This window comes from Sporosarcina sp. ANT_H38, from assembly GCF_008369195.1.
In the GTDB taxonomy this organism is placed as follows: Bacteria; Bacillota; Bacilli; order Bacillales_A; family Planococcaceae; genus Sporosarcina.
Genome location: NZ_VOBC01000003.1, coordinates 190,023 through 212,050, shown reverse-complemented (window position 1 = coordinate 212,050; position 22,028 = coordinate 190,023). Strand labels below are relative to the sequence as shown.

Sequence of the window (22,028 nt, the reverse complement as noted above, 5' to 3'; positions counted from 1 at the left end):
TTCATGCGTCGAAATGATCAGAATAAAAGCGAATTCGAAGAACGCGTAGTTACGATTAACCGCGTAGCGAAAGTTGTGAAAGGCGGACGTCGTTTCCGTTTCACTGCACTCGTAGTTGTCGGAGACAAAAATGGCCGTGTCGGTTTTGGTACTGGTAAAGCACAAGAAGTTCCAGATGCAATCCGTAAAGCTATCGAAGATGCGAAGAAGAATTTAATCGTTGTACCAATGGTTAAAGGAACAACTCCGCACCTAGTGCTTGGACATTTTGGAGCAGGTAAAATCCTCATCAAACCAGCAGCTCCAGGTACTGGAGTTATCGCAGGCGGACCTGTCCGTGCGGTACTTGAACTTGCAGGTATCACGGATATCCTTTCGAAATCACTTGGTTCAAGCACACCGATCAACATGGTTCGTGCGACATTCGAAGGATTATCGAGTTTGAAACGCGCTGAAGATGTTGCTAAATTGCGCGGTAAATCCTTGAAAGAACTGTATAGTTAAGGGGGGAAATACAATGGCGAACAAACTTGAAATCACCCTTACAAAAAGCACAATTGGCGCTAAGCCAGCACAACGTAAAACAGTCGAAGCTCTTGGACTTCGTAAATTACACCAAATGGTCGAACATCAGGATAATGTTGCAATTCGTGGCATGATCAACAAAGTAGACCACCTAGTAACAGTTAAAGAAGCATAATTACGATTTTTTGAATAAGGAGGTGCCAATGAGATGAAATTACACACTATGAAGCCTGCTGCAGGTTCACGCACTAAACGTAAGCGTATTGGTCGAGGAATCGGTTCAGGTTTTGGTAAAACTTCTGGTAGAGGTCACGGTGGACAAAACTCCCGTTCGGGTGGTGGCGTACGTCTTGGATTCGAGGGTGGTCAAATTCCACTTTTCCAAAGACTTCCTAAACGTGGTTTTACGAACATCAACCGTAAGGATTATGCAATCGTAAACCTAGACACACTTAATCGTTTCGACGAAGGTACTGAAGTTACGCCTGAGCTACTAATTGAATCAGGCATCGTGAGCAATGCTAAATCAGGTATTAAGATTCTCGGTAATGGAATTCTTGAGAAAAAGATCACTGTCAAAGCTCACAAATTCTCTGCTTCTGCTAAAGAAGCAATCGAGAAGGCGGGCGGACAGACCGAGGTGATTTAATGTTTCAGACAATCACCAATTTTATGCGCGTAAAAGATATTCGGTCTAAAATCTTTTACACACTACTGGTACTCATTGTTTTTAGACTAGGAACGTTTATTCCAGTCCCAAACGTTGATGCAACTGCACTACAGCAAACTGATAATAATCTTATTGGCTTACTGAACGTGTTTGGTGGGGGTGCCCTTGCAAACTTCTCTATTCTAGCAATGGGAATCATGCCTTACATCACTGCATCCATCATTGTGCAGTTATTGCAGATGGATGTTGTACCTAAATTTACTGAATGGGCAAAACAAGGGGACGTCGGAAGACGGAAACTTGCACAGTTCACTAGGTATTTCACAATAATCCTAGCCTTTATTCAAGCTATTGCTATGTCGTTTGGTTTCAACCAAATGTACGGCGGTACGTTGATTAAAGACCAAGGTGTTTCGACATATGTGGTCATCGCGATCGTATTGACGGCAGGAACTGCATTTTTATTATGGCTTGGTGAACAGATCACAGCAAAAGGTGTTGGAAATGGTATTTCCATCATTATCTTCGCTGGTATCGTCGCAGCAATCCCAAATGCAGTCAACCAACTTTACGCAACACAGATTCAAGATGCAGGTGAGCAATTGTTCATTAAAGTGGCAATCATGTTACTTTTACTCGTCTTGGTCATTGCGATTACTGTTGGAATCATTTACTTCCAAGAAGCACTACGGAAGATTCCAATCCAATATGCGAAGCGTGTCACTGGACGAGGTCAAACGACTGCAGGCCAACAGACACACCTACCATTGAAACTTAATGCTGCAGGGGTTATCCCGGTAATCTTTGCTTCTGCATTTTTTATTACACCGCAATCAATAGCGACCTTCTTTGGCACTAACAGTGTAACGACTACAATTACAAACGTTTTCGATTATACGAAACCGATTGGTATGGTCTTTTACCTGATACTGATCATTGCATTCACATACTTCTACGCATTCATCCAGGTGAATCCGGAGAACATTGCGGATAATTTGAAGAAGCAAGGCGCTTATATCCCGGGCATACGTCCAGGACAAAATACACAAAATTACTTAACGAGTACTTTGTATAGACTGACATTTGTGGGGGCGATATTCCTCTCTACAGTGGCGGTCATGCCGATATTCTTCATTAATATCGCAAACCTTCCACAGTCTGCGCAAATTGGAGGAACAAGTTTGATCATCGTCGTCGGGGTTGCACTTGAAACGATGAAACAACTTGAATCACAACTTGTGAAAAGGCATTACAAAGGATTCATGAAGTAATAATCACAAAGGTTCATCTCTTAGTGATATGAATATGAATGGGAGTGCAATACGTATGAATATCGTATTAATGGGTCTGCCAGGAGCCGGAAAAGGTACACAGGCAGACAGAATTGTCGAAAAGTACGGAACCCCTCATATTTCTACAGGCGATATGTTCCGTGCTGCTATCCAGGAAGGCACGGAACTTGGAGTCAAAGCAAAATCGTTCATGGATCAGGGCGCATTAGTTCCTGATGAAGTGACAATCGGAATTGTTCGTGAAAGATTAAGCAAATCCGATTGCGATAAAGGATTCCTACTTGATGGTTTCCCGCGTACTGTTCCACAGGCTGAAGCACTTGATAAGCTTTTGTCTGACATGGGAAGGAAAATTGAGTTTGTTCTCAATATCCAAGTTGAGAAAGAAGAACTTGTCGCGAGGCTAACAGGCCGCCGTATCTGTAAAGTATGCGGTACATCCTACCATTTGCTGTTCAACGCTCCGCAGGTTGAAGGTAAATGTGATAAGGATGGCGGAGAACTTTATCAGCGAGCCGATGACAATCCGGAAACTGTCACGAACCGTCTGGAAGTAAATATGAACCAAACAGCACCACTTTTGGCGTTTTACGATTCCAAAGAGGTGTTGGTGAACATCGATGGGCAAAAAGACATCAAAGACGTTTTCAAGGATTTGGACGCTATTCTGCAAGGAAACGGACAATAATCCCTTTCGAACTTAGATAATATACGCTTTTTTTGGGTAGTATAGTATAGAAGTATTGAAGAGCGTTTCAACGAGCTGCAAAAGCATATGATGCCCGGTATAATAACTAGATGATTTTTAGCGGATATACGGTTCTGAAACATAGTGAATGCATTTTACTTCATAGGTAGGTATAATGAATTTCGTGGAAAGAACTGTATAACGCAACTGGGAACTCATCCACGGCATTCTGGACAGTCGTGTCCATTTCGACGCGATTTTCCATAACAAGAAGTCGAGGACGGACTTAAGGGAAACGGAATGTGACAGACCTCTTTCGAACATCACTCATGCAATCCGGACATATGTTGAAGGAAGCTTTAAAGGCGACTGATGCCGCTCGATGGTGAGAACCTTTATTGGATATAGAAGGGAGATTGGGTTGATGGCGAAAGATGATGTAATTGAAGTAGAAGGAACCGTACTCGAAACATTGCCAAACGCAATGTTTAAAGTAGAGCTGGAAAACGGCCATACGATTCTTGCGCATGTATCAGGCAAAATCCGTATGCACTTTATCCGCATTCTACCTGGCGATAAAGTGACAATGGAACTTTCACCTTATGATTTAACACGTGGTCGAATCACATACCGTTTTAAATAAACTTTTGTAACTCCGGAATACTGAAGGAGGTTGGGTAAGATGAAAGTTAGACCATCTGTAAAACCGATGTGCGAAAAATGTAAAATTATTCGCAGACGCGGCCGAGTAATGGTAATCTGTGAAAATCCAAAACATAAACAAAGACAAGGCTAATTCTGAAGGAGGTGCACAATTTATATGGCACGTATTGCTGGTGTAGACGTTCCGCGCGATAAGCGCGTAGTCATTTCATTAACTTACATTTTCGGAATCGGAAATACAACTGCTCAAAAAGTATTGGCAGCAGCTGGAGTATCTGAGGATGCACGGGTTCGCGATCTTACTGACGCAGAACTTGATAAAATCCGTGAACAAATGGACACGCTTAAAGTTGAAGGTGATCTTCGACGTGAAACTTCACTTAACATCAAACGTTTGATGGAAATCGGTTGTTTCCGTGGTATCCGTCATCGTCGTGGATTGCCTGTTCGTGGGCAAAACACTAAAAACAACGCTCGTACTCGTAAAGGTCCAAAACGGACAGTAGCGAACAAGAAAAAATAATAGGTAAAGGAGGTATCTTCTTAACATGGCACGTAAACAACAAACTCGTAAACGTCGTGTGAAAAAGAATATTGAATCCGGTATTGCACATATTCGGTCGACGTTCAATAATACAATTGTTACAATCACTGACATGCAAGGGAACGCAATATCTTGGTCAAGTGCAGGTGCATTAGGCTTTAAAGGTTCTCGTAAGTCAACTCCGTTTGCTGCACAGATGGCTGCTGAAGCAGCTGCTAAATCATCTATGGAGCACGGTCTTAAAACATTGGAAGTTACTGTTAAAGGTCCAGGTGCTGGACGTGAAGCAGCAATTCGTTCACTACAGGCTGCAGGACTTGAAGTTACTGCAATCAGAGACGTTACCCCGGTTCCACATAACGGATGCCGCCCGCCAAAACGCCGTCGTGTATAATGGCTTCTTCTCCATTTGATTGAGAAACACAATTTTTGTCAAAAATGATTGTGCGATTGCAATTTGCCGTCTATGAAAATCGATTTCAATATGGAACGGCCAATACATTGATGTTTTGAAGGAGGGTAAATGAATGATCGAAATTGAGAAACCGAAGATTGAAACAGTTATGATCGCCGAAGACATCAAGTTCGGTAAGTTTATTATCGAACCACTTGAACGCGGATACGGAAATACGTTAGGAAACTCCCTACGTCGAATCCTTCTATCTTCACTGCCAGGAGCTGCTGTTACATCTATTCAGATTGATGGTGTGCTTCATGAGTTCTCAACAATTGAAGGTGTCGTCGAAGATGTCGCATCAATTATTTTGAACGTCAAAAAACTGGCTCTTAAAATCTATTCAGATGAAGAGAAAGTGATTGAGATAGATGTGAAAGGCGAAGGTGTCATCACAGCTGCAGACATTACACATGATAGTGATGTAGAAGTGTTGAATCCTGAACTTCCTATCGCGACTCTTGGTAAAAACGGACACTTGCGCATGCGTATGTATGCTGTACGTGGACGCGGTTACGCACCTTCTGATCAAAACAAACGTGAGGATCTCGCAATTGGCGTTATTCCAATCGACTCTATTTATACTCCAGTTTCACGCGTTAACTTCCAAGTGGAGAACACTCGAGTTGGCCAAATGGCGAATTTCGATAAGTTGACACTTGATGTTTGGACAGATGGTAGCATCGGTCCTAAAGAAGCTGTTTCACTTGGGGCGAAAATCCTAACTGAACATCTAAATATATTTGTCGGTATGACAGATGAAGCACAAACTGCAGAAATCATGGTAGAAAAAGAGGAAGATCAGAAAGAGAAAGTGCTCGAGATGACTATTGAGGAACTTGATCTTTCAGTTAGATCTTACAATTGCCTAAAACGTGCAGGCATCAATACAGTTCTTGAGCTTGCTAGCAAGTCTGAGGATGAAATGATGAAAGTACGAAATCTTGGCCGTAAATCACTTGAAGAAGTGAAAGCGAAATTGGACGAGCTTAACCTAGTGTTACGCAACGAAGATTGAGCGAATTTATAGATTGAAGGAGGGAAACTTCTATGGGATACAGAAAACTTGGACGTACAAGTTCACAACGTAAAGCAATGCTTCGCGACCTAGCAACGGATCTAATCGTACACGAACGTATTCAAACGACAGAAGCTCGTGCGAAAGAATTGCGTTCAGTTGTTGAGAAAATGATTACGCTTGGTAAACGTGGAGACTTGCACGCACGTCGTCAAGTTGCACAATTCATCCGTCGCGAACTCGTTACAATGACGGACGATGAAGGCACAGAGACACAAATCTTCGCTATTCAAAAACTTTTTGATAATGTTGCTCCACGCTACGCTGAGCGTCAAGGTGGATACACACGTATCATGAAAATGGGACCTCGTCGCGGCGACGGAGCACCTGTCGTTGTAATCGAACTCGTTTAATTTTATACGCCGGTGTTCAAACGCCGGTTATTTAAAATTAAAGCCTCCGGTGGATGCCATAGTATTTGAATCAAGCTTGCTCGATTCAAATTTAGGGTGCAATTTCGCCGAGGCAAAATGATTAAATCTTCAAGGGGGTGTGTCTGGCGTACCCAGAGCCGCACCCTTTTTTTAAAAAATTTATACGACAACTTTAAAAGCTGAGTGTTATGATCATCGGTTAATCCCGTCCGGTCTAGCTCTACGCACCTCATCCGCGGTATCGGATTGAGCACCTGGTACCAGTCATAGATATGAGCGCATTTCTTCGGATGAGGTGCGCGCTTTTTTTTATCCAAAAATAATGTCCAGACTTTTCAATGTATAATTCAATGTTAATTTTCGAGTGTATATGATATCTAGGAGCCAGACGCTCGGGTCATAAGTGGGTCCGGCTAGGAAGGATTGAACTGTATCCTTCACGGGCAAAGAACAACGCTTGCCGGTCCCCACAGGAAGTGGCGTTTTTTACGTTGCGTTCATTTGTGGCGGCGTCTTGCCATTTTTTCTATGAAGGATTCCTTGTCAAGTTGCAGGGGATCCTTCGTATTATACATAATGCGAATGTAGCCGGAGGTGGTAGGCAATGAAGGAAGTTTTGTCGATGGATAATGTGTCTTATTCCTATCAAACTGAGGACGAGTCAGCAAAGAAAGCAGTCGATGGTGTGTCGTTTACGGTACAAGACGATGAGTGGATTGCTATTGTTGGCCATAATGGTTCCGGTAAATCGACACTTGCAAAATTGATGATTGGTCTTTTGTTCCCTGAAGAAGGCGATGTCAACGTATTTATTGAAAAACTCACTGAGGAGAATATATGGGAAATTCGTTCTCAAATGGGTTTTGTATTTCAAAATCCAGATAACCAGTTTGTTGGTTCGACAGTTCAGGATGATGTTGCATTTGCGCTAGAGAACAATGGAGTGCCTTTCGAAGAGATGGTGACCCGGGTTCATGATGCACTTGCACAAGTAAATATGAGTGATTTCCTTGACCATGAGCCTCACCATCTCTCAGGCGGACAAAAGCAAAGAGTTGCAATAGCTGGGGCGCTCGCTTTACATCCAAAGCTTCTTATTATGGATGAGGCGACGTCGATGCTAGATCCACAAGGAAGAAATGAAGTAATTCACTTAGTTGAAGAATTAAAGCGCAAGACGGGCCTTACTGTCATTTCCATTACACATGATTTGGAAGAGGCGCTACTGGCAGATCGTATCATTGTCATGAACAAAGGTAAGGTGTTGACGATTGGAACGCCTGAACAGATATTTGCCCGTGGAAATGAACTTGAGGAAATTGGTTTGGACTTACCATTTGCTTTAAGAGTATCCGGTTTGTTACGGGAAAATGGTATGGAACTTGTCGGTGAGCATATGACGGAAGAAGAGTTGGTGAATGAATTATGGACATCTCACTTCAGCAAGTAGGGTATTTGTATGGAAAGGATACACCTTTTGAGAAAAGGGCATTGCAGGGTGTGGATGCTACGATACGTTCTGGCTCTTATTCCGCGATTATTGGACATACCGGATCAGGAAAATCGACACTTCTTATGCATCTGAATGGTTTGTTAAAGCCTTCAGAAGGTAGTGTAGAAATCGGAGATACGACGATTACTGCCGGTACGAAGGCAAAGGCTTTAAAAGATGTCCGGAGGAATGTGGGGATTGTTTTCCAATTCCCAGAACATCAACTTTTTGAAGAGACTGTGGAAAAAGATATTATGTTCGGCCCAATGAATTTTGGTGTTCCTGAAGAAGAGGCAAGGAAACGGGCACATCAACTGATAGAATTGCTAGGACTGCCTCCAGAGGTTGCCCAGCAGTCCCCTTTCGATCTTTCGGGAGGGCAGATGCGACGGGTTGCGATTGCAGGTGTTCTGGCGTTTAAACCGTCTGTGCTCGTTTTGGACGAGCCTACAGCGGGACTTGATCCGCGAGGACGGCTTGAAATTATGGAGCTCTTCAATCGTCTTCATGTAGAAGAAAAACTAACGACAATTCTTGTGACACATAGCATGGAGGATGCTGCACGATATGCGGATAATATTATCGTTATGCATAACGGAAGTTCAGTCATGTCAGGAACACCACAGGAAGTGTTCGGTGATGAAGAGAAGCTGAAATCCTTTAGATTAGGTCTACCGCGCTCCGTGAAGTTCCAGCGTGATATGGAGAAGTTAATTGGCCGCCCACTTAAAGGACTGGCATTGACGGAAGCTCAGCTTGCGAAGGCGATTGCATTTGCTGCGACGGAAGAAGGTGGCCGTTAATGTTAGAAAAGATGATTTTCGGACGCTATATTCCGGGCAATTCATTTGTCCATAAGCTCGACCCTCGTTCTAAGTTGTCATTCGTTTTTCTTTTCATCATTGGAGTCTTTCTTGCAAATAATACAGTGACGTATGCTGTGTTGTTAGGATTTACATTACTTGTTATTTTAAGTTCAAGAATTCGGTTGTATTTCTTATTTAACGGATTGAAACCAATTCTTTTCTTGATTATTTTCACCCTGCTCATGCATATCTTTTTCACGAAAGAGGGCGCACTTCTTGTCGATTGGAAGTTTATTAAGATATACGAGGAAGGGTTGAGGCAAGGGATTTTCATTTCCATTCGTTTTCTTGTATTGGTATTGCTAACGTCTATATTGACGTTGACGACATCGCCGATTTCAATAACGGATGGTATGGAGGACTTGCTTGGGCCATTCAAGCGATTTAAATTGCCTGTTCATGAGCTTGCGCTGATGATGTCAATTTCCCTGCGCTTCATTCCCACATTGATGGATGAGACAGATAAGATTTTGAAGGCGCAATTGGCGAGAGGGTCGGATATTAGTACAGGCTCTATTAAGCAGCGAATTCGTGCAGTAATTCCTTTGCTAGTACCTCTCTTTGTGAGTGCATTTAAACGCGCCGAAGACCTTGCAGTCGCCATGGAGGTCCGTGGCTATCGCGGAGGTGAGGGGAGGACGAGATACAGGCAGCTGAAGTGGCATTGGCGCGATACAACGATAATGGCGTTGCTCGCTGCTTTGGTTGCAGTCCTCTTCCTGCTTAGGGCATAGGAGGTAAATACACATGCAACGTGTGAAAGCGATTGTTTCGTATGATGGTACTCGTTTTTCGGGGTACCAGATACAGCCGGGTATGCGAACGGTGCAAATGGAAATTGATAAAGCGTTAGTAAAGATGCATAAAGATAAGGAAATTTTTTCGGTCGCAAGTGGCAGGACAGATTCCGGTGTTCACGCAAATGGCCAAGTAATTCATTTTGATACACCGTTGAACTTACCGATAGATCGATGGAAGCTGGCATTGAACGTCCTTTTACCTACGGATATTCGGCTGGTTGAAGTGGAATATGTTAACGAAGATTTCCATGCCCGTTATTCTGCCACTGGCAAGACGTATGTTTATAAGTGGTCCTATAGCGAAGTGCATAGCCCGTTTGAGCGTGATTTTTCCGTTCATCTTGGCAGATCTAACCCTGATATCCAGGTGATGAAGGAAGCGGCTGCCTATTTAATTGGGACACATGATTTCACAAGTTTCTGTTCTGCAAAAACCGCTACTTCCAATAAAGTCCGAACGGTGAGAATGCTGACACTCGAAAAAAAAGGCGATCATCTCATCATGACAATTGAAGGAAACGGCTTTTTATATAATATGGTTAGAAGCATTGCAGGTATGCTTCTTGTCGTTGGGAACGGCTGGAAAACGCCAGAAGACGTCAAGCAAATACTTGAATCTTGTAGCCGTAAAGCGAACGTTAAAACCGCGCCAGCACACGGTTTGTATCTAGAAGAAGTGAGCTACAAAGACTAAGGCAACTTTTCCTAGTGTATTTCGATGAATCACTTGACTTAATGTGGAATTCGGTATAAGATGAGTAATGGTATTTCAATACCCCCACAATTAAGCCCCGGAAGGTAAATTTGTGTTTAGGGATAGAGAAAACGGGAACTAATAGATATTCATTTAGGAGGATAAAATTATGCGTACAACATTCATGGCTAAAGGTCACGAAGTAGAGCGTAAATGGCTCGTTGTCGACGCTGAAGGACAGACGCTTGGTCGTCTTGCTTCTGAAGTTGCATCACTTTTGCGCGGCAAACATAAACCTACGTTCACACCACACGTTGATACAGGTGACCATGTCATCATCATCAATGCAGAAAAGATTCATCTTACAGGTAACAAATTGAAAGACAAAATTTACTACCGTCACTCAGGTTACACGGGCAGCATGAAACAACGTACGGCTCTTGAAATGCGTACAAACTTCCCGACAAAAATGCTTGAACTTGCAATTAAAGGAATGCTTCCAAAAGGTCCTTTAGGCCGTCAAACATACAGAAAACTTAACGTATACGCTGGACCGGATCACCCGCACGCAGCACAACAACCAGAAGTATTCGTACTTCGCGGTTAATTAAAGAGGAGGAAACAACTTGGCACAAGTACAATATCTCGGCACAGGCCGTCGTAAAAGCTCAGTAGCTCGTGTACGTCTAGTTCCTGGAGATGGCACAATTATCATCAACAAGCGCGACGTAGAAGACTACGTACCATTCGCGACACTTCGCGAAATCATCAAACAACCACTTGTAATTACGGAAACTCTTGGAAGCTACAATATCCTTGTAAACGTTGATGGTGGTGGATACACTGGACAAGCAGGAGCAATCCGTCACGGAGTTGCACGTGCTCTACTTCAAGTAGACCCTGACTTCCGTCCAGCGCTTAAATCAGCAGGACTTCTTACTCGTGATGCAAGAATGAAAGAACGTAAAAAACCAGGTCTTAAAGGCGCACGTCGTGCACCACAGTTCTCAAAACGTTAATCTTTCAAATCAAAACCCTTTTCCATTCGTGGAAGAGGGTTTTTTTGTTGTACTATCACGTCTGTTGATTAACTAAAATGTATCCATTAAATAACTAAATTAAACACTAGGAGCTTCGTGTACAGTATGTTTGGATCGCTCTGGTTTGAACGACTTCAAAACCATTACAGAGATGTCTTGATGTGTAAGGAATTGTTTGGTGGTCGTTTATCCGTTGCTCTCCAAATTCACAGGTACACGAAGTGCTAGAGCTTACTGGGACAAAAGAATAGTTAGCCTTCTATCTGGATAGGGCCGCCAAAGATACAATTTTGGCGGCTCACTCCTTCTCTATGGTTATTATTTTTTTTTTTTTTTGAAGGAAGTGCCACTTGCTATAGGGCATCACATGAAGAGAAGCATGTACTTTTTTGAAAGTAAGCAAGGAACACGTTGTAAAAAGTGCTAGCGTGTCCGAAATTGTATCTTCAGGCACTTATAACTTCTTTAAAAAGTGATCTATATATGTTGAACTTATGCTTTTCATATAATCTCCAGCGAAGGCATCTACTGGGGCAGCCGAAGCGATAAGACTGACAGTGTTTTTCTCTCTGGCTTATAGCGGGAGGCATCCCCAAGCGTCAAGTGTTGTTAGTAGGATTCTTTAGTTAACCTATCTATTCTTATTTTCAAAGCTGTCGTAATTATTTCGCCGAAAGCGAGCCGGAAATGGTCCAGTTGCAAAAGTAGACTTTTACGACTTTCTTACCAGTGTTTGATGCTAGAAAATGGGTAATAAACAGAAGTGCTATACCATCAATGTTTACTCCTTGTTTCCGAGAAAATCGGGAGGGGTATTTTTAATGTGGAAATTTGAATTGAATAGCCCTTGCTTAAACTGCTAGATAATCATTGAACAATTTCACTGTATTTCCTTTTATCTTATTAGAGACATGCGGGTAGACATTCGTAGTTATTTGGAAATTTCTATAATCTAATTGGATTTGTGTAGCCTTCGTCAGAGTCCTTGCTTCGAATAAAAGGGAGCATGAGTATACCTGAAACCGTGCACCCGTAATACAGTGAAGCTCCTCTGTATCCGATTTTTTTCATAGAAACAGCGAGATCAATTTGTGTACAATCTGTAAATGATCATACTAGTATTTAGAATTAGGTAAATATTTAAAATAGTTATTGATTGTTTTACGTGGATGATATATTATATGTATAGACAACTAGACAACTAGACAACCTCATAATGTAATCAATGAAGATAAAGGGGGAGCAATTAATGAAGAAGAAATTCAGAAGATTGGGTTCGGTAGCTCTATTCATGTCAATTTTACTTGTTGTCATGTCAGCATGCGGTGCGGGGGATAAATCGTCCAGCGAAGCCCCGAAAGAAAGCGCTAACAAAAGCGCTGACGAAAGCGACAAAGGTAACGTGGATCTCAAGATTGTTACAACGATGGCTGGTACTGATCCCACAGGTGCAGTACTTGAAGAATTGGTAAAGGAATTTGAAGCAGCAAATGAAGGGGTAAAAATTACGAATGAATCTCAAACAGCTGATGCCGGCACTATTCGAACAAAAGTCAATACAGACTTTTCTTCTGATAATGAACCAGAGCTCATGTTCTACTTTAATACAGTAGATGCGGAAGGCATTATCAAAGAAGGAAAAGTCATCGATCTGGAAAACGCTGAAGGTATTGATCTTTCAGGCTACAATTCAATGTTGGAGCAACAAAGAAATGCAGACGGAAAAATCTATGCTGCACCACAAACTGGATTTTATGAAGCTTTATTTGTGAATGAAAGCTTATTTAAAGAGCATGGCATTGAATTGCCAACAACTTGGGAATTGTACGAAAAAGCAATTGAGGAGTTTGCAAAAACAGACATTATTCCTGTTGCAGTCTCTACGGAAGATTCCTACTATGTAGTTGAACACTATATTTTAGCTGCAGGCGGTATGGAGCCTTACAGTTCAGCTCTATCTGATAAAAACGCAGTATGGGCTGAAGGTTTAGATTTAATTGGCAAACACGCAAAAATGGGCGCATTCCCTAAAGATGCGGCAACGATTGACCTTGCAATGGCTGCAAGCCTATTCAATCAAGAACAAGCGGCTATGTTGCTTGAAGGTTCATGGGCATGGGGAGCTATAAAGGAAGCTGGCATTGATAAAAATGTAACAGTTTTACCTATGCCGAATAAAAACGGTGGCGAAACTGGAGAATTAGTCGGTGGAGCATCACAAGGTTGGTTTATCAGTACGAAAGCATTTAACGATGATAATAAGCGAGATGCTACTGTAAAACTATTCAACTTCTTGACTTCAGAAGAAAGCATCGTACGTCTAGCGGGAGCAACTGGACAAATCCCTGCAAAAGGCGAGTTGACAGATTTGGAACCGAACATTGCGGTTGGGCATAAATTACTTAAGGATGCTCCGGCTATTGACGCACCAATCAATGACCGTATTACTCCAGAAGCTTTCACACACATGAGAACTAGTGTCCCTGAGATTGTGAGTGGAGCTAAAACAGGTAAACAAGTATTGGATGAAGCAGCAGCAATGGAATAAGCAGAAATTGTCGGTTTGCTTTGCTACATGCATATGTGGCAAAGCAAACTTCTTAATAATGAAGTAGGTAAAGGAGTATCTTATGAAAAATATGAAAGGCGATAAGTTGTTTATCATCTTATTTCTAGCCCCAGCCGTGCTGATTACTTCAGTTTTTATGTATGTCCCTTTTTTCGAAAACTTTATTCAAAGTTTTTACAAAACGGATGGCTTTTTTAATTCGACCTTTGTTGGATGGGATAATTACAAAAGACTTTTTGCTGATGAAATAGCAAAAAAAGCAACATTGAACTCACTGCAACTGATGCTGTATGTAGCTATCTTCCAGGTAGGTATAGCGTTGATTTTGGCAGTTATGGTAGATTCCATTAAAGTCGGAGCTGGTTTTTTTAGAACAACTTTCTTTTTTCCAGTTGTTATCTCGGGAGCAGCCATCGGTTTGTTGTTTACTTTAATCTACAACTATAGAAACGGGCTTTTGAATGAAATCCTAATTAGTCTTGGCTTTGAGCGTGTATTATGGCTGACAGAACAGTCATCCCTCTATATGGTTGCCATTCCTACGATTTGGAGCTATGTCGGGTTTTACTTTGTTATCTTCCTGACCGCAATTGGAAAAATCCCACAGGACTTTTATGAGGCTGCACAGCTTGAGGGAGTAACAGGATTCCAAAAGTTAACCAAAATTACGATACCACTTATTGTTAGCGATATTAAAGTATGTTTAATATTAGCCATCACGGGTGCATTAAAAATATTTGAGCTTGTATACATCATTACAAGGGGCGGCCCTGCCAGATCTTCAGAGGTACTTGGGACATATATGTATCAAAAGGCGTTTGTGGATGCAAATGTAGGCTACGGAGCGACACTTGCCGTCTTAATGGTAGTAATCGGTCTTACATTGGCAATTGTTACAAACAAACTCTTGAAATCTGAAGACGTCACATACTAATTCAAAAAAGCGGTGATCACTTTTGAATACTGACAAAAACAAACTTACTTTTTGGGAAAGTTTCCAAAGCAAGTATTTAATCAAGTCGAAATTCGGGAAAGTATTTGTTTATATTATTCTATCCATTTGGGCTGTATCTACAATATTCCCCCTCGTATGGGTATTGATAAACTCGTTTAAACCATCTCGAGATATTATTACCAACACGTTTAGTTTTCCGGCGGACCCAACCCTGCAAAACTACATAAATGCATTTAGTACAATTAATATCGGTAAGAGTTATGTGAATAGTTTAATTATTTCGGGCTCGGTAGTTCTATTAGTTCTTTTCTTTGGGGGACTAGCTTCTTTTGTTATGGCCAGAATGAGTTTCAGACTAAGGGGTTTCCTGCAAATGGCTTTGATTGCCTCTTTGCTAATTCCTTCCTTTGCAACGATTGTTCCGGTATATCGAATGATGATTGATTTGGGGCTAGTTAATACTTATTTAGGGTTGATTATCCCGCAGACAGCCGGGAATTTGCCTTTTGCCATCCTGGTAATCAGTGGCTATATGGCAACAATTCCTCGTGAACTGGAAGAGGCATCTGTCATTGACGGGTGTAACCGTTGGACAATGTTTTTCAAAATATTCCTCCCGGTATCTCTTCCTGTTTTTGGAACGGTGGCAACTTTTGTTTTCCTATGGTCGTACAATGACCTTTTCTCGTCCCTCATTTTTGTCGAGCATGAAAGTGTCCGTCCTATCGTGGTGTTGCTGTCGCAAGTAAGCTCACAGTATGGAACGGATTACGGATTAATGACTGCGGCGATTACTATGACGGTCGTTCCGATAGTCATTTTCTACTTGTTTGCTCAAAAAACGTTTGAAAAGGGAGCAACGTCAGGTTCAGTAAAATGATAATCCGGCTACTATAATGTCAAAAGGAGTTGGTATGCGTTGAATATTCAATTGGTTGGAAATACTGCAGAATTGATGGACGGGATAGAGGAACTGAAAGGGATCTTGGACTTCGCTATTTCTGATAGTGGCATTCCGTTAACGATAGAACAACGGGATGGAAGCGATCTCTGTATTTCTTTCAAAGACGGCCAGGGGAAAATCATTTACAATCAAAAAATCCACTTTTTTAGGGCATTTGGTTTATACATCGAGCAGTTGCAGGAAAAGAAGGATGAGTTTGATCTGACTGAGAGTCCACAATTCTCTACGATTGGTCCGATGTTTGATCTTTCCAGAAATGCAGTAATCAAAATTCCTACTTTTAAAGATACGATTCGCAGACTAGCATTGATGGGATTTAACTCCGCTATGCTATATATGGAGGATACATTCGAGATAAATAATGAACCCTACTTCGGCTATATGAGAGGTAGATATAGCCATGATGAGTTGGAAACGCTAGATGATTATGCCGACTTTTATGGTATTGAGCTGATTCCATGTATTCAGACCCTGGCTCATTTGGAGGAGTTTCTGAAGTGGAGTGCAGCATCCCGCTACAAGGATACAAGAGGTGCTTTGCTGCTGGAAAGTGAAGAAACCTATTCATTTATTGAAAATATGATAAGTTCTGTGTCTAAACCTTTCCGGAGTAAGAAAATCCACATCGGCATGGATGAAGCGGAAGAAGTGGGGAGGGGCATCTATTTAAATAAGAATGGCTATAAGCCAAGATTTGAAATGATGGCAACTCATTTGCGAAAAGTACTGGATATCGTTGAAAAGAACGGGCTCGAGGCAATGATGTGGAGTGATATGTTCCTGAAACTTGCCAATTCTTCGGGAGATCACTATAGCAAAGATACGGAAATCCCGGACTATATTATTGAAATGACCCCGAAAGATGTCCAGTTGATGTATTGGCAATATAATGCTACAGACAAAGATCATTATACAAGCATATTAAAGAAGCATAAAGCATTTGGGCGGACGCCTGCATTTGCTGGCGGTATGTGGGTCTGGAACACTTTTGCTACGAATTATGGGCTGTCTTTGCAAGCGACTGAAGCAGCACTTTCTGCTTGTAAGGAAGAGGGAGTTCAAGATGTATACGTCACACTTTGGGGTGATGATGGATATGAAAACAACTTTTACTCCTCATTATTAGGTTTGCAACTTTATGCCGAGCATGCCTATTCCAAAGAAGTTGATCGCGAAAAATTAGCGAAGCGAGTAAAGTTTTGCACAGGTATCGAAGAGCAGGCTTATATGCTGTTAAATCAATTGGATACGCCTCCAGGGGTAGAGCCTGACAATAAAGAACAGACAAATCCTTCGAAATTTCTTCTATGGCAAGACGTTTTGCTAGGGCTTTTTGACAAGCATGTTGAAGGTCTGGATATGAAGCCATATTACGAAGAATTGGAGAAGACAATCAATGAAGGAAGAAATGCAGCGGCTGACCTTGATTTCATTTTCGATGTACCTGAAAAGTTGGCATCCGTGCTGGCACTTAAAGCAGGAGTCGGAGTGAAACTAAAGCAGGCTTATGATGATAAAAACACTGATTTGCTAAAACGAATTGCCGCTAATGAACTGCCGGAAATTGCAAAAAGAGTCAAAGCACTTCGGGATGCCCATCGTACACAGTGGTTTAAAATCAATAAGCCATTTGGCTGGGAGGTCATTGATATTCGCTATGGCGGTTTACAAAACCGGCTTGATACGGCAATCGAAAGAATAAATGACTATGTAGAGAAGAGAATTGATCATATTGAAGAACTTGAACAGGAACGGCTATACTTTACCCCAGGAGTTGAGAAATCAACAGGACTAGGCTGGTGTAGCTATTATTATCGAATGGCATCTCCAAATGTATTTTTTCACGTTCTTCCAATTTATTAATACTCATGGGAATGGGAAAAGGGGTCATGACTTGATAAAACAATATGATGTTTTCGTAGGCTGCTATGGTAGCGAAGAAGAGGATCTAATTCACTGGTTGAGCTTTGACTCAGACAATGGAGAGTTACACAAAACGGCCTCGATCTCAGGTATTGAGAATCCGTCATTTGTCACCCTGCACCCTTCTCTTAACAGACTGTATGCAGTAAGTGAAGTGGAAAAAGGGCAAATTGTCAGTTATGAAATAGACTTCTCAAATGCGAGTCTAATTGAATTAAACCGGCAGTCTGCCCATGGGCACGGTCCTTGTTACAGCGAGGTAAAAGATAGTGGATTTTTGTTCACTGCAAATTATGGAGAAGGAAATGTGATTGTTCAGCCACTAACCGAAGCGGGGACTATTGAGTGTGTAACAGATATCCATGACTATTCAGAGACTGCCGCTTCGCTTGGGGTTAAATCACATCCCCATACAGTTAGAAATATTCCGGGCACAAATAGGTATGTAGTAGCTGATTTGGGGACGAATCGCTTAATCGTATATGAATTTGATGAAGACCAAGCAAAGTTGGTTTTTGTGGATGAGACTTTGACAGGGGATCAATCAGGTCCGCGTCATGTAACCTTTCATCCATCGTTACCAATAATTTATGTGATAAATGAACTGGATTCCTCTATTTTGACCTACTCATTCAAGCAGGATGGAGGAAGTCTGAAGCAGATTCAGAAAGTAAAAACCATCCCTAATGAATATACAGGGGAAAATTATTGTGCGGACATTCATGTTGCCCCATCGGGTTTGTTTCTCTATGCATCAAACCGAGGACATCACTCAATTGCATCGTTCATTGTTTCAACGGACGGGACGCTCCGAGTATTAGACAATATCCCTTCTGGAGGAGAGTGGCCTCGAAGCTTTGTAATTGTGCCAGACGGCAAGTTTTTATTGGTTGCAAATGAGCATACGAATCAGATTAATATAATGAGAATTCACGAGGATGGACTATTGAGTGATACTGGGAAATCTTATTTAGTTAATCGCCCTGTATGCGTGACCATTATTGATAGGGAAAGTCTGAATCTATAATGAAAAGGCAGAGCATTGTTCTGTGTTCTGGGTCATTTAGAGTATTATCTCTACGTTGGCCAATGTAGGTGTTGGATCACCATTCTTCTAATTTTATAGTATTGCAACCGGCATTTTGCTCGCATTCACGAATTACTGTCTTTCTGATAGTGTTCACTTTGCTTTGCATATATTTTCATCTTTCCAAAAAGCGATTTTCATGGCAATTGGATATATCTTTAACGCGATTGGATTGGCATTTATGGTGGGGATCACTTTATAGATAAATTATTCTCTTTATCCATCCATTCGTCGCGCACCACAGTTCTCAAAATGGTATTTTCTTCAAATCAAAGCGCTTTTCCATTCGTGGAAGAGGGTTTTTTTATGGTAAAGTATAGACGAAGAAAAAGTGAGGAGGTTTTGACATGAAAGAAATTACGACAACTGAACTACAGCAATTGTTGGAACAAGGAGAACAACTGAATCTTGTAGACGTGCGCGAGGCGGATGAAGTGGCAACAGGAATGATTCCTGGCGCAATTCACATCCCTCTAGGTGACGTACCGGTGCGTATGAGCGAACTTGATAGCTCCAAGTCATACATTCTCGTCTGTCGCTCAAGTGGCCGTAGTGGGCGTGCACAAGAGTTCCTTGCGGATGAAGGTTATGATGTAACAAACATGGTAGGCGGCATGCTCCAATGGAAAGGCGATACTGAATAACTACTGTTGAAGAGGGACCTTTCGGGGTTCCTCTTTTGGTTTTGTTGTTAAGATAGGATTTTGCGTTGTGTAGTTTTGATATAGTGTTGTGAACGATCGACGACATGTTGTTTAGTTCAATAAGAATTTTTTGTCTTTCATTACTGCTCAAACTAGGACATATCTTTTACCGATTCTGCGTATAGTGAAGGAAAAAGGCGGTGTCCATGTGAAACGGTGGCTTGTGGTCTGTTTATTATTTGTGTGTTCTCTTGGGATTGTCATGTATGGTGTCAATGCTTCGTCAGATCGGAATTTTTTCATGCCCGCAGAGCTTGGTGGTGTGAAGATTCTGATCGATCCAGGACATGGAGGGATGGATGGAGGTGCTTCATCCGATGATGTCGTAGAACGTGATATAACACTGAGTATTTCCCATGAATTGAGGGAGCGTCTCGAAAAGAAAGGGGCGACAGTTATCATGACGCGGACGAAAGATGGCGACGCGATAGCTGAACATGCGCCGACTGAGCAGTTCCGAACGACCCGCGAACGCAAAATGGCTGATTTGAAATTGAGGGAGAGCATCGCAATCAATGAAAAGCCTGACATGTTCATCAGTGTTCACGTTAATGCGATACCTGAGGAAAGATGGCGGGGTTCGCAAGTGTTTTATCATCCAGGGGGAGATCCTAACGGTGAATTTCTGGCAAAAGCCATTCAAGAATCATTCCGAACTAATTTGAAAAATACGGAACGAGTAGCAATGGCGATTAAGGGTGTTTACTTGTTGAAGAAAGTACCGACTCCAGCGGTTCTCGTTGAAACAGGTTTTCTGTCAAACAATGAAGAAAGAGCCCTACTGACTGATTCTACTTATCAAGGTAAAGTGGCTGATGCAATCATGGAAGGAATTGTAGAATTTCATACTGCAGAAGAAAAGTAAGAGCCTTAATGGGATTTAACGGTAGCTCATTATGGTATACTTGGAGGCGAATGAATAAACCTCCAAGGGGTGTCTACATGATGAATGAAGAAGCAGTACGTGAGTTGTTAGGACAGCTGAAAGATCCGTTTTTACATAAAACGCTTGTGGAGACGAGTGGGATTACAGGCGTAACAATCAAGCCTGAGAAGAACCATGTCAGCGTGAAGATTGCTATCGCTAAAATTAACACCGCTGAACAGATGGGTCTTCAAACGCAAGTAGTCGATACATTGAAAGGAGCAGGTGCTGATTCTGTCGGTATCCGTTTCGAAGAATTATCGGCAGAAGTGCTGGAACAGTTCCGTGGGAAAGTGACGGAATCAGAAGCGCAAGATTTGTTGTCACCGCTGAATGACGTTGAATTTATTTCAATTGCGTCAGGTAAAGGCGGCGTTGGTAAATCGACTGTATCGGTCAACCTCGCTGTAGCGCTTGCACGACTCGGTAAAAAGGTCGGTTTAATTGACGCGGATATTTATGGCTTTAGTGTACCAGATATGATGGGTGTAACTGACTTGCCAGTTGTTCGCGGTGACCGGATTATCCCGGTAGAACGTCTCGGTGTAAAAGTAATTTCTATGGGCTTCTTCGTTGAGGATAACGCACCTGTTGTATGGCGCGGCCCGATGCTTGGGAAAGCACTTGACCAATTCTTCCGTGACGTTGAGTGGGGAAATCTTGACTACTTATTCCTCGACTTGCCACCTGGTACAGGGGACGTTGCGCTAGATATTCATCAGATGATTCCGACGTCTAAAGAAATTGTTGTAACGACTCCGCATCCAACAGCTGCATTCGTTGCTGCGCGTGCAGGAGCAATGGCACTTCAGACAGATCATGAATTGCTTGGTGTTATTGAAAATATGTCTTGGTTCGCATCTAAAACGACAGGTGAACGCGAATTCGTATTCGGCCAGGGGGGCGGCGTAAAATTAGCTGAGCAACTCCGCACAGAGTTGCTTGGACAAATTCCGCTAGGTCAACCGGATTGGGATGAAGAAGATTTTGCTCCTTCCGTCTATGCAGAAGATCACCCTATCGGGAAAATTTACATGGACATTGCGGAGAATGTTATTAAAAAAACTACGAAACAATAATTTACTCGAAAAGTGGAGAAGGCTATTTGCCTTCTCCACTTTTACTTTTCTCTGGTTTTTCTTCTTCTCCACCACCACCACCACTATCCTCTGATTCCGATTCACCTGCTTTCAGAATAAGTTCTTGCCATTTCGTTTGCATCAAAGGGCTGTTAATGGTTTCTTCAACAACCTTTTCAAGATGTTTTTTCATATTCGCTGATTGTGTTACAGTTTCTAACTGTTTTAACATATCAGGCTGGGCAAAAAATTCTTCCAACTGTTTTTGGAATGATGAATCATCCATCAGTTGTTGCATGATATCCTGTTGCTGTTTCTTCATACTTTTGGCAACGGTTTCAGTGAACTTTGGATCTTCAAACGTTTTCTTCCAGAATTCTTCTCCTTTTTTAGAAAGAAGGGCGTCTTCAATGGATTTCTTTACTTCGGGTTGTTCCAAAATAATTAGTTCCTTGAACTCTGGATCGGAAAACATTTGCCGCACCGCTTTTTTTCCCTCCTCCGTCTGAAGAGCATCCGTCACCATTTTTTTCATTTCATCATAGGACGGAGTAGCCTGTTGCGTGCTACATCCAGTCAATAAAAGGACCGAAAATAGGAATAGACCAATTCTTTTTTTCATTGAAATCAAATTCCCTTCAA

General features: G+C 42.0%; 26 protein-coding genes. 25 read left to right on the top strand and 1 reads right to left on the bottom strand.

From position 1 onward, the window contains the following. Positions 1-3 precede the first annotated feature (3 nt). The 25 genes from rpsE (at position 4) to FQ087_RS16440 (ending at position 21,386) form a co-directional block, all read left to right on the top strand. A complete protein-coding gene (gene rpsE, locus FQ087_RS16560; protein ID WP_149581698.1) occupies positions 4-504 on the top strand; it encodes a 30S ribosomal protein S5 in 501 nt (166 codons plus the stop codon). 13 nt (positions 505-517) lie between these two features. Then, positions 518-700, top strand: coding sequence for a 50S ribosomal protein L30 (gene rpmD / locus FQ087_RS16555; protein WP_149581697.1), 183 nt, complete (start codon positions 518-520; stop codon positions 698-700). Between the two features lie 33 nt (positions 701-733). Beyond that, positions 734-1,174 (top strand): 50S ribosomal protein L15, encoded by a 441-nt coding sequence (gene rplO / locus FQ087_RS16550; protein WP_149581696.1) that lies wholly within the window; start codon positions 734-736, stop codon positions 1,172-1,174. Then, positions 1,174-2,466, top strand: a complete 1,293-nt coding sequence (gene secY / locus FQ087_RS16545) for a preprotein translocase subunit SecY (RefSeq protein ID WP_149581695.1) — start codon at positions 1,174-1,176, stop codon at positions 2,464-2,466. The genes rplO and secY overlap by 1 nt, the downstream gene beginning before the upstream one ends. A 55-nt stretch (positions 2,467-2,521) precedes the next feature. Then, on the top strand, positions 2,522-3,175 hold the full coding sequence (locus FQ087_RS16540) for an adenylate kinase (RefSeq protein WP_149581694.1): 654 nt from the start codon (positions 2,522-2,524) through the stop codon (positions 3,173-3,175). Between the two features lie 424 nt (positions 3,176-3,599). Next, positions 3,600-3,818 (top strand): translation initiation factor IF-1, encoded by a 219-nt coding sequence (infA, locus tag FQ087_RS16535; protein WP_067204804.1) that lies wholly within the window; start codon positions 3,600-3,602, stop codon positions 3,816-3,818. Positions 3,819-3,857: 39 nt separating this feature from the next. Then, positions 3,858-3,971 carry a 50S ribosomal protein L36 gene (gene rpmJ, locus FQ087_RS16530; RefSeq protein ID WP_067204807.1) on the top strand — a complete coding sequence of 38 codons (114 nt, stop codon included), beginning with the start codon at positions 3,858-3,860 and terminating at the stop codon, positions 3,969-3,971. 24 nt (positions 3,972-3,995) lie between these two features. Continuing rightward, positions 3,996-4,361: a 30S ribosomal protein S13 gene (rpsM, locus tag FQ087_RS16525; RefSeq protein WP_149581693.1), complete on the top strand. Its 366-nt coding sequence runs from the start codon at positions 3,996-3,998 to the stop codon at positions 4,359-4,361. 25 nt (positions 4,362-4,386) lie between these two features. Then, positions 4,387-4,776, top strand: coding sequence for a 30S ribosomal protein S11 (gene rpsK, locus FQ087_RS16520; RefSeq protein ID WP_149581692.1), 390 nt, complete (start codon positions 4,387-4,389; stop codon positions 4,774-4,776). Positions 4,777-4,909: 133 nt separating this feature from the next. Beyond that, positions 4,910-5,854, top strand: coding sequence for a DNA-directed RNA polymerase subunit alpha (locus FQ087_RS16515; RefSeq protein WP_149581691.1), 945 nt, complete (start codon positions 4,910-4,912; stop codon positions 5,852-5,854). A gap of 32 nt (positions 5,855-5,886) precedes the next feature. Further along, positions 5,887-6,267: a 50S ribosomal protein L17 gene (rplQ, locus tag FQ087_RS16510; RefSeq protein ID WP_149581690.1), complete on the top strand. Its 381-nt coding sequence runs from the start codon at positions 5,887-5,889 to the stop codon at positions 6,265-6,267. Between the two features lie 625 nt (positions 6,268-6,892). After that, positions 6,893-7,738, top strand: a complete 846-nt coding sequence (locus FQ087_RS16505) for an energy-coupling factor ABC transporter ATP-binding protein (RefSeq protein ID WP_149581689.1) — start codon at positions 6,893-6,895, stop codon at positions 7,736-7,738. Next, positions 7,714-8,583 carry an energy-coupling factor ABC transporter ATP-binding protein gene (locus FQ087_RS16500; protein ID WP_149581688.1) on the top strand — a complete coding sequence of 290 codons (870 nt, stop codon included), beginning with the start codon at positions 7,714-7,716 and terminating at the stop codon, positions 8,581-8,583. The genes FQ087_RS16505 and FQ087_RS16500 overlap by 25 nt, the downstream gene beginning before the upstream one ends. Then, complete coding sequence (locus FQ087_RS16495) at positions 8,583-9,380, top strand: energy-coupling factor transporter transmembrane component T family protein (RefSeq protein ID WP_149581687.1); 798 nt, start codon at positions 8,583-8,585, stop codon at positions 9,378-9,380. Before FQ087_RS16500 ends, FQ087_RS16495 begins: the two co-directional genes overlap by 1 nt. Before the next feature lie 13 nt (positions 9,381-9,393). Then, a complete protein-coding gene (truA, locus tag FQ087_RS16490) occupies positions 9,394-10,140 on the top strand; it encodes a tRNA pseudouridine(38-40) synthase TruA (protein WP_149581686.1) in 747 nt (248 codons plus the stop codon). A gap of 169 nt (positions 10,141-10,309) precedes the next feature. After that, positions 10,310-10,747 carry a 50S ribosomal protein L13 gene (gene rplM, locus FQ087_RS16485; RefSeq protein WP_067204834.1) on the top strand — a complete coding sequence of 146 codons (438 nt, stop codon included), beginning with the start codon at positions 10,310-10,312 and terminating at the stop codon, positions 10,745-10,747. Positions 10,748-10,766: 19 nt separating this feature from the next. Next, positions 10,767-11,159, top strand: a complete 393-nt coding sequence (gene rpsI, locus FQ087_RS16480; RefSeq protein ID WP_149581685.1) for a 30S ribosomal protein S9 — start codon at positions 10,767-10,769, stop codon at positions 11,157-11,159. Between the two features lie 1,270 nt (positions 11,160-12,429). Continuing rightward, the gene (locus FQ087_RS16475; RefSeq protein WP_149581684.1) at positions 12,430-13,728 is read left to right on the top strand and encodes an ABC transporter substrate-binding protein; all 1,299 of its coding nucleotides are present in this window, start codon (positions 12,430-12,432) and stop codon (positions 13,726-13,728) included. Between the two features lie 82 nt (positions 13,729-13,810). Then, positions 13,811-14,683 carry a carbohydrate ABC transporter permease gene (locus FQ087_RS16470; RefSeq protein ID WP_255452404.1) on the top strand — a complete coding sequence of 291 codons (873 nt, stop codon included), beginning with the start codon at positions 13,811-13,813 and terminating at the stop codon, positions 14,681-14,683. 283 nt (positions 14,684-14,966) lie between these two features. Beyond that, positions 14,967-15,584 carry a carbohydrate ABC transporter permease gene (locus FQ087_RS16465; protein WP_255452429.1) on the top strand — a complete coding sequence of 206 codons (618 nt, stop codon included), beginning with the start codon at positions 14,967-14,969 and terminating at the stop codon, positions 15,582-15,584. Between the two features lie 39 nt (positions 15,585-15,623). Continuing rightward, positions 15,624-17,531, top strand: a complete 1,908-nt coding sequence (locus FQ087_RS16460; protein WP_149581682.1) for a beta-N-acetylhexosaminidase — start codon at positions 15,624-15,626, stop codon at positions 17,529-17,531. A 31-nt stretch (positions 17,532-17,562) separates the two neighbouring features. Then, on the top strand, positions 17,563-18,618 hold the full coding sequence (locus tag FQ087_RS16455) for a lactonase family protein (RefSeq protein WP_188006786.1): 1,056 nt from the start codon (positions 17,563-17,565) through the stop codon (positions 18,616-18,618). 407 nt (positions 18,619-19,025) lie between these two features. Further along, entirely contained in the window at positions 19,026-19,322 is a 297-nt protein-coding gene (locus FQ087_RS16450; RefSeq protein ID WP_149581680.1) for a rhodanese-like domain-containing protein, read from the top strand. Between the two features lie 208 nt (positions 19,323-19,530). Beyond that, positions 19,531-20,247: an N-acetylmuramoyl-L-alanine amidase gene (locus FQ087_RS16445; RefSeq protein ID WP_149581679.1), complete on the top strand. Its 717-nt coding sequence runs from the start codon at positions 19,531-19,533 to the stop codon at positions 20,245-20,247. 77 nt (positions 20,248-20,324) lie between these two features. Further along, positions 20,325-21,386 carry an Mrp/NBP35 family ATP-binding protein gene (locus tag FQ087_RS16440; protein WP_149581678.1) on the top strand — a complete coding sequence of 354 codons (1,062 nt, stop codon included), beginning with the start codon at positions 20,325-20,327 and terminating at the stop codon, positions 21,384-21,386. Positions 21,387-21,408: 22 nt separating this feature from the next. Here FQ087_RS16440 and gerD read toward each other — a convergent pair whose 3' ends face one another. Further along, on the bottom strand, positions 21,409-22,008 hold the full coding sequence (gene gerD / locus FQ087_RS16435) for a spore germination lipoprotein GerD (protein ID WP_149581677.1): 600 nt from the start codon (positions 22,006-22,008) through the stop codon (positions 21,409-21,411). Positions 22,009-22,028 lie beyond the last annotated feature (20 nt).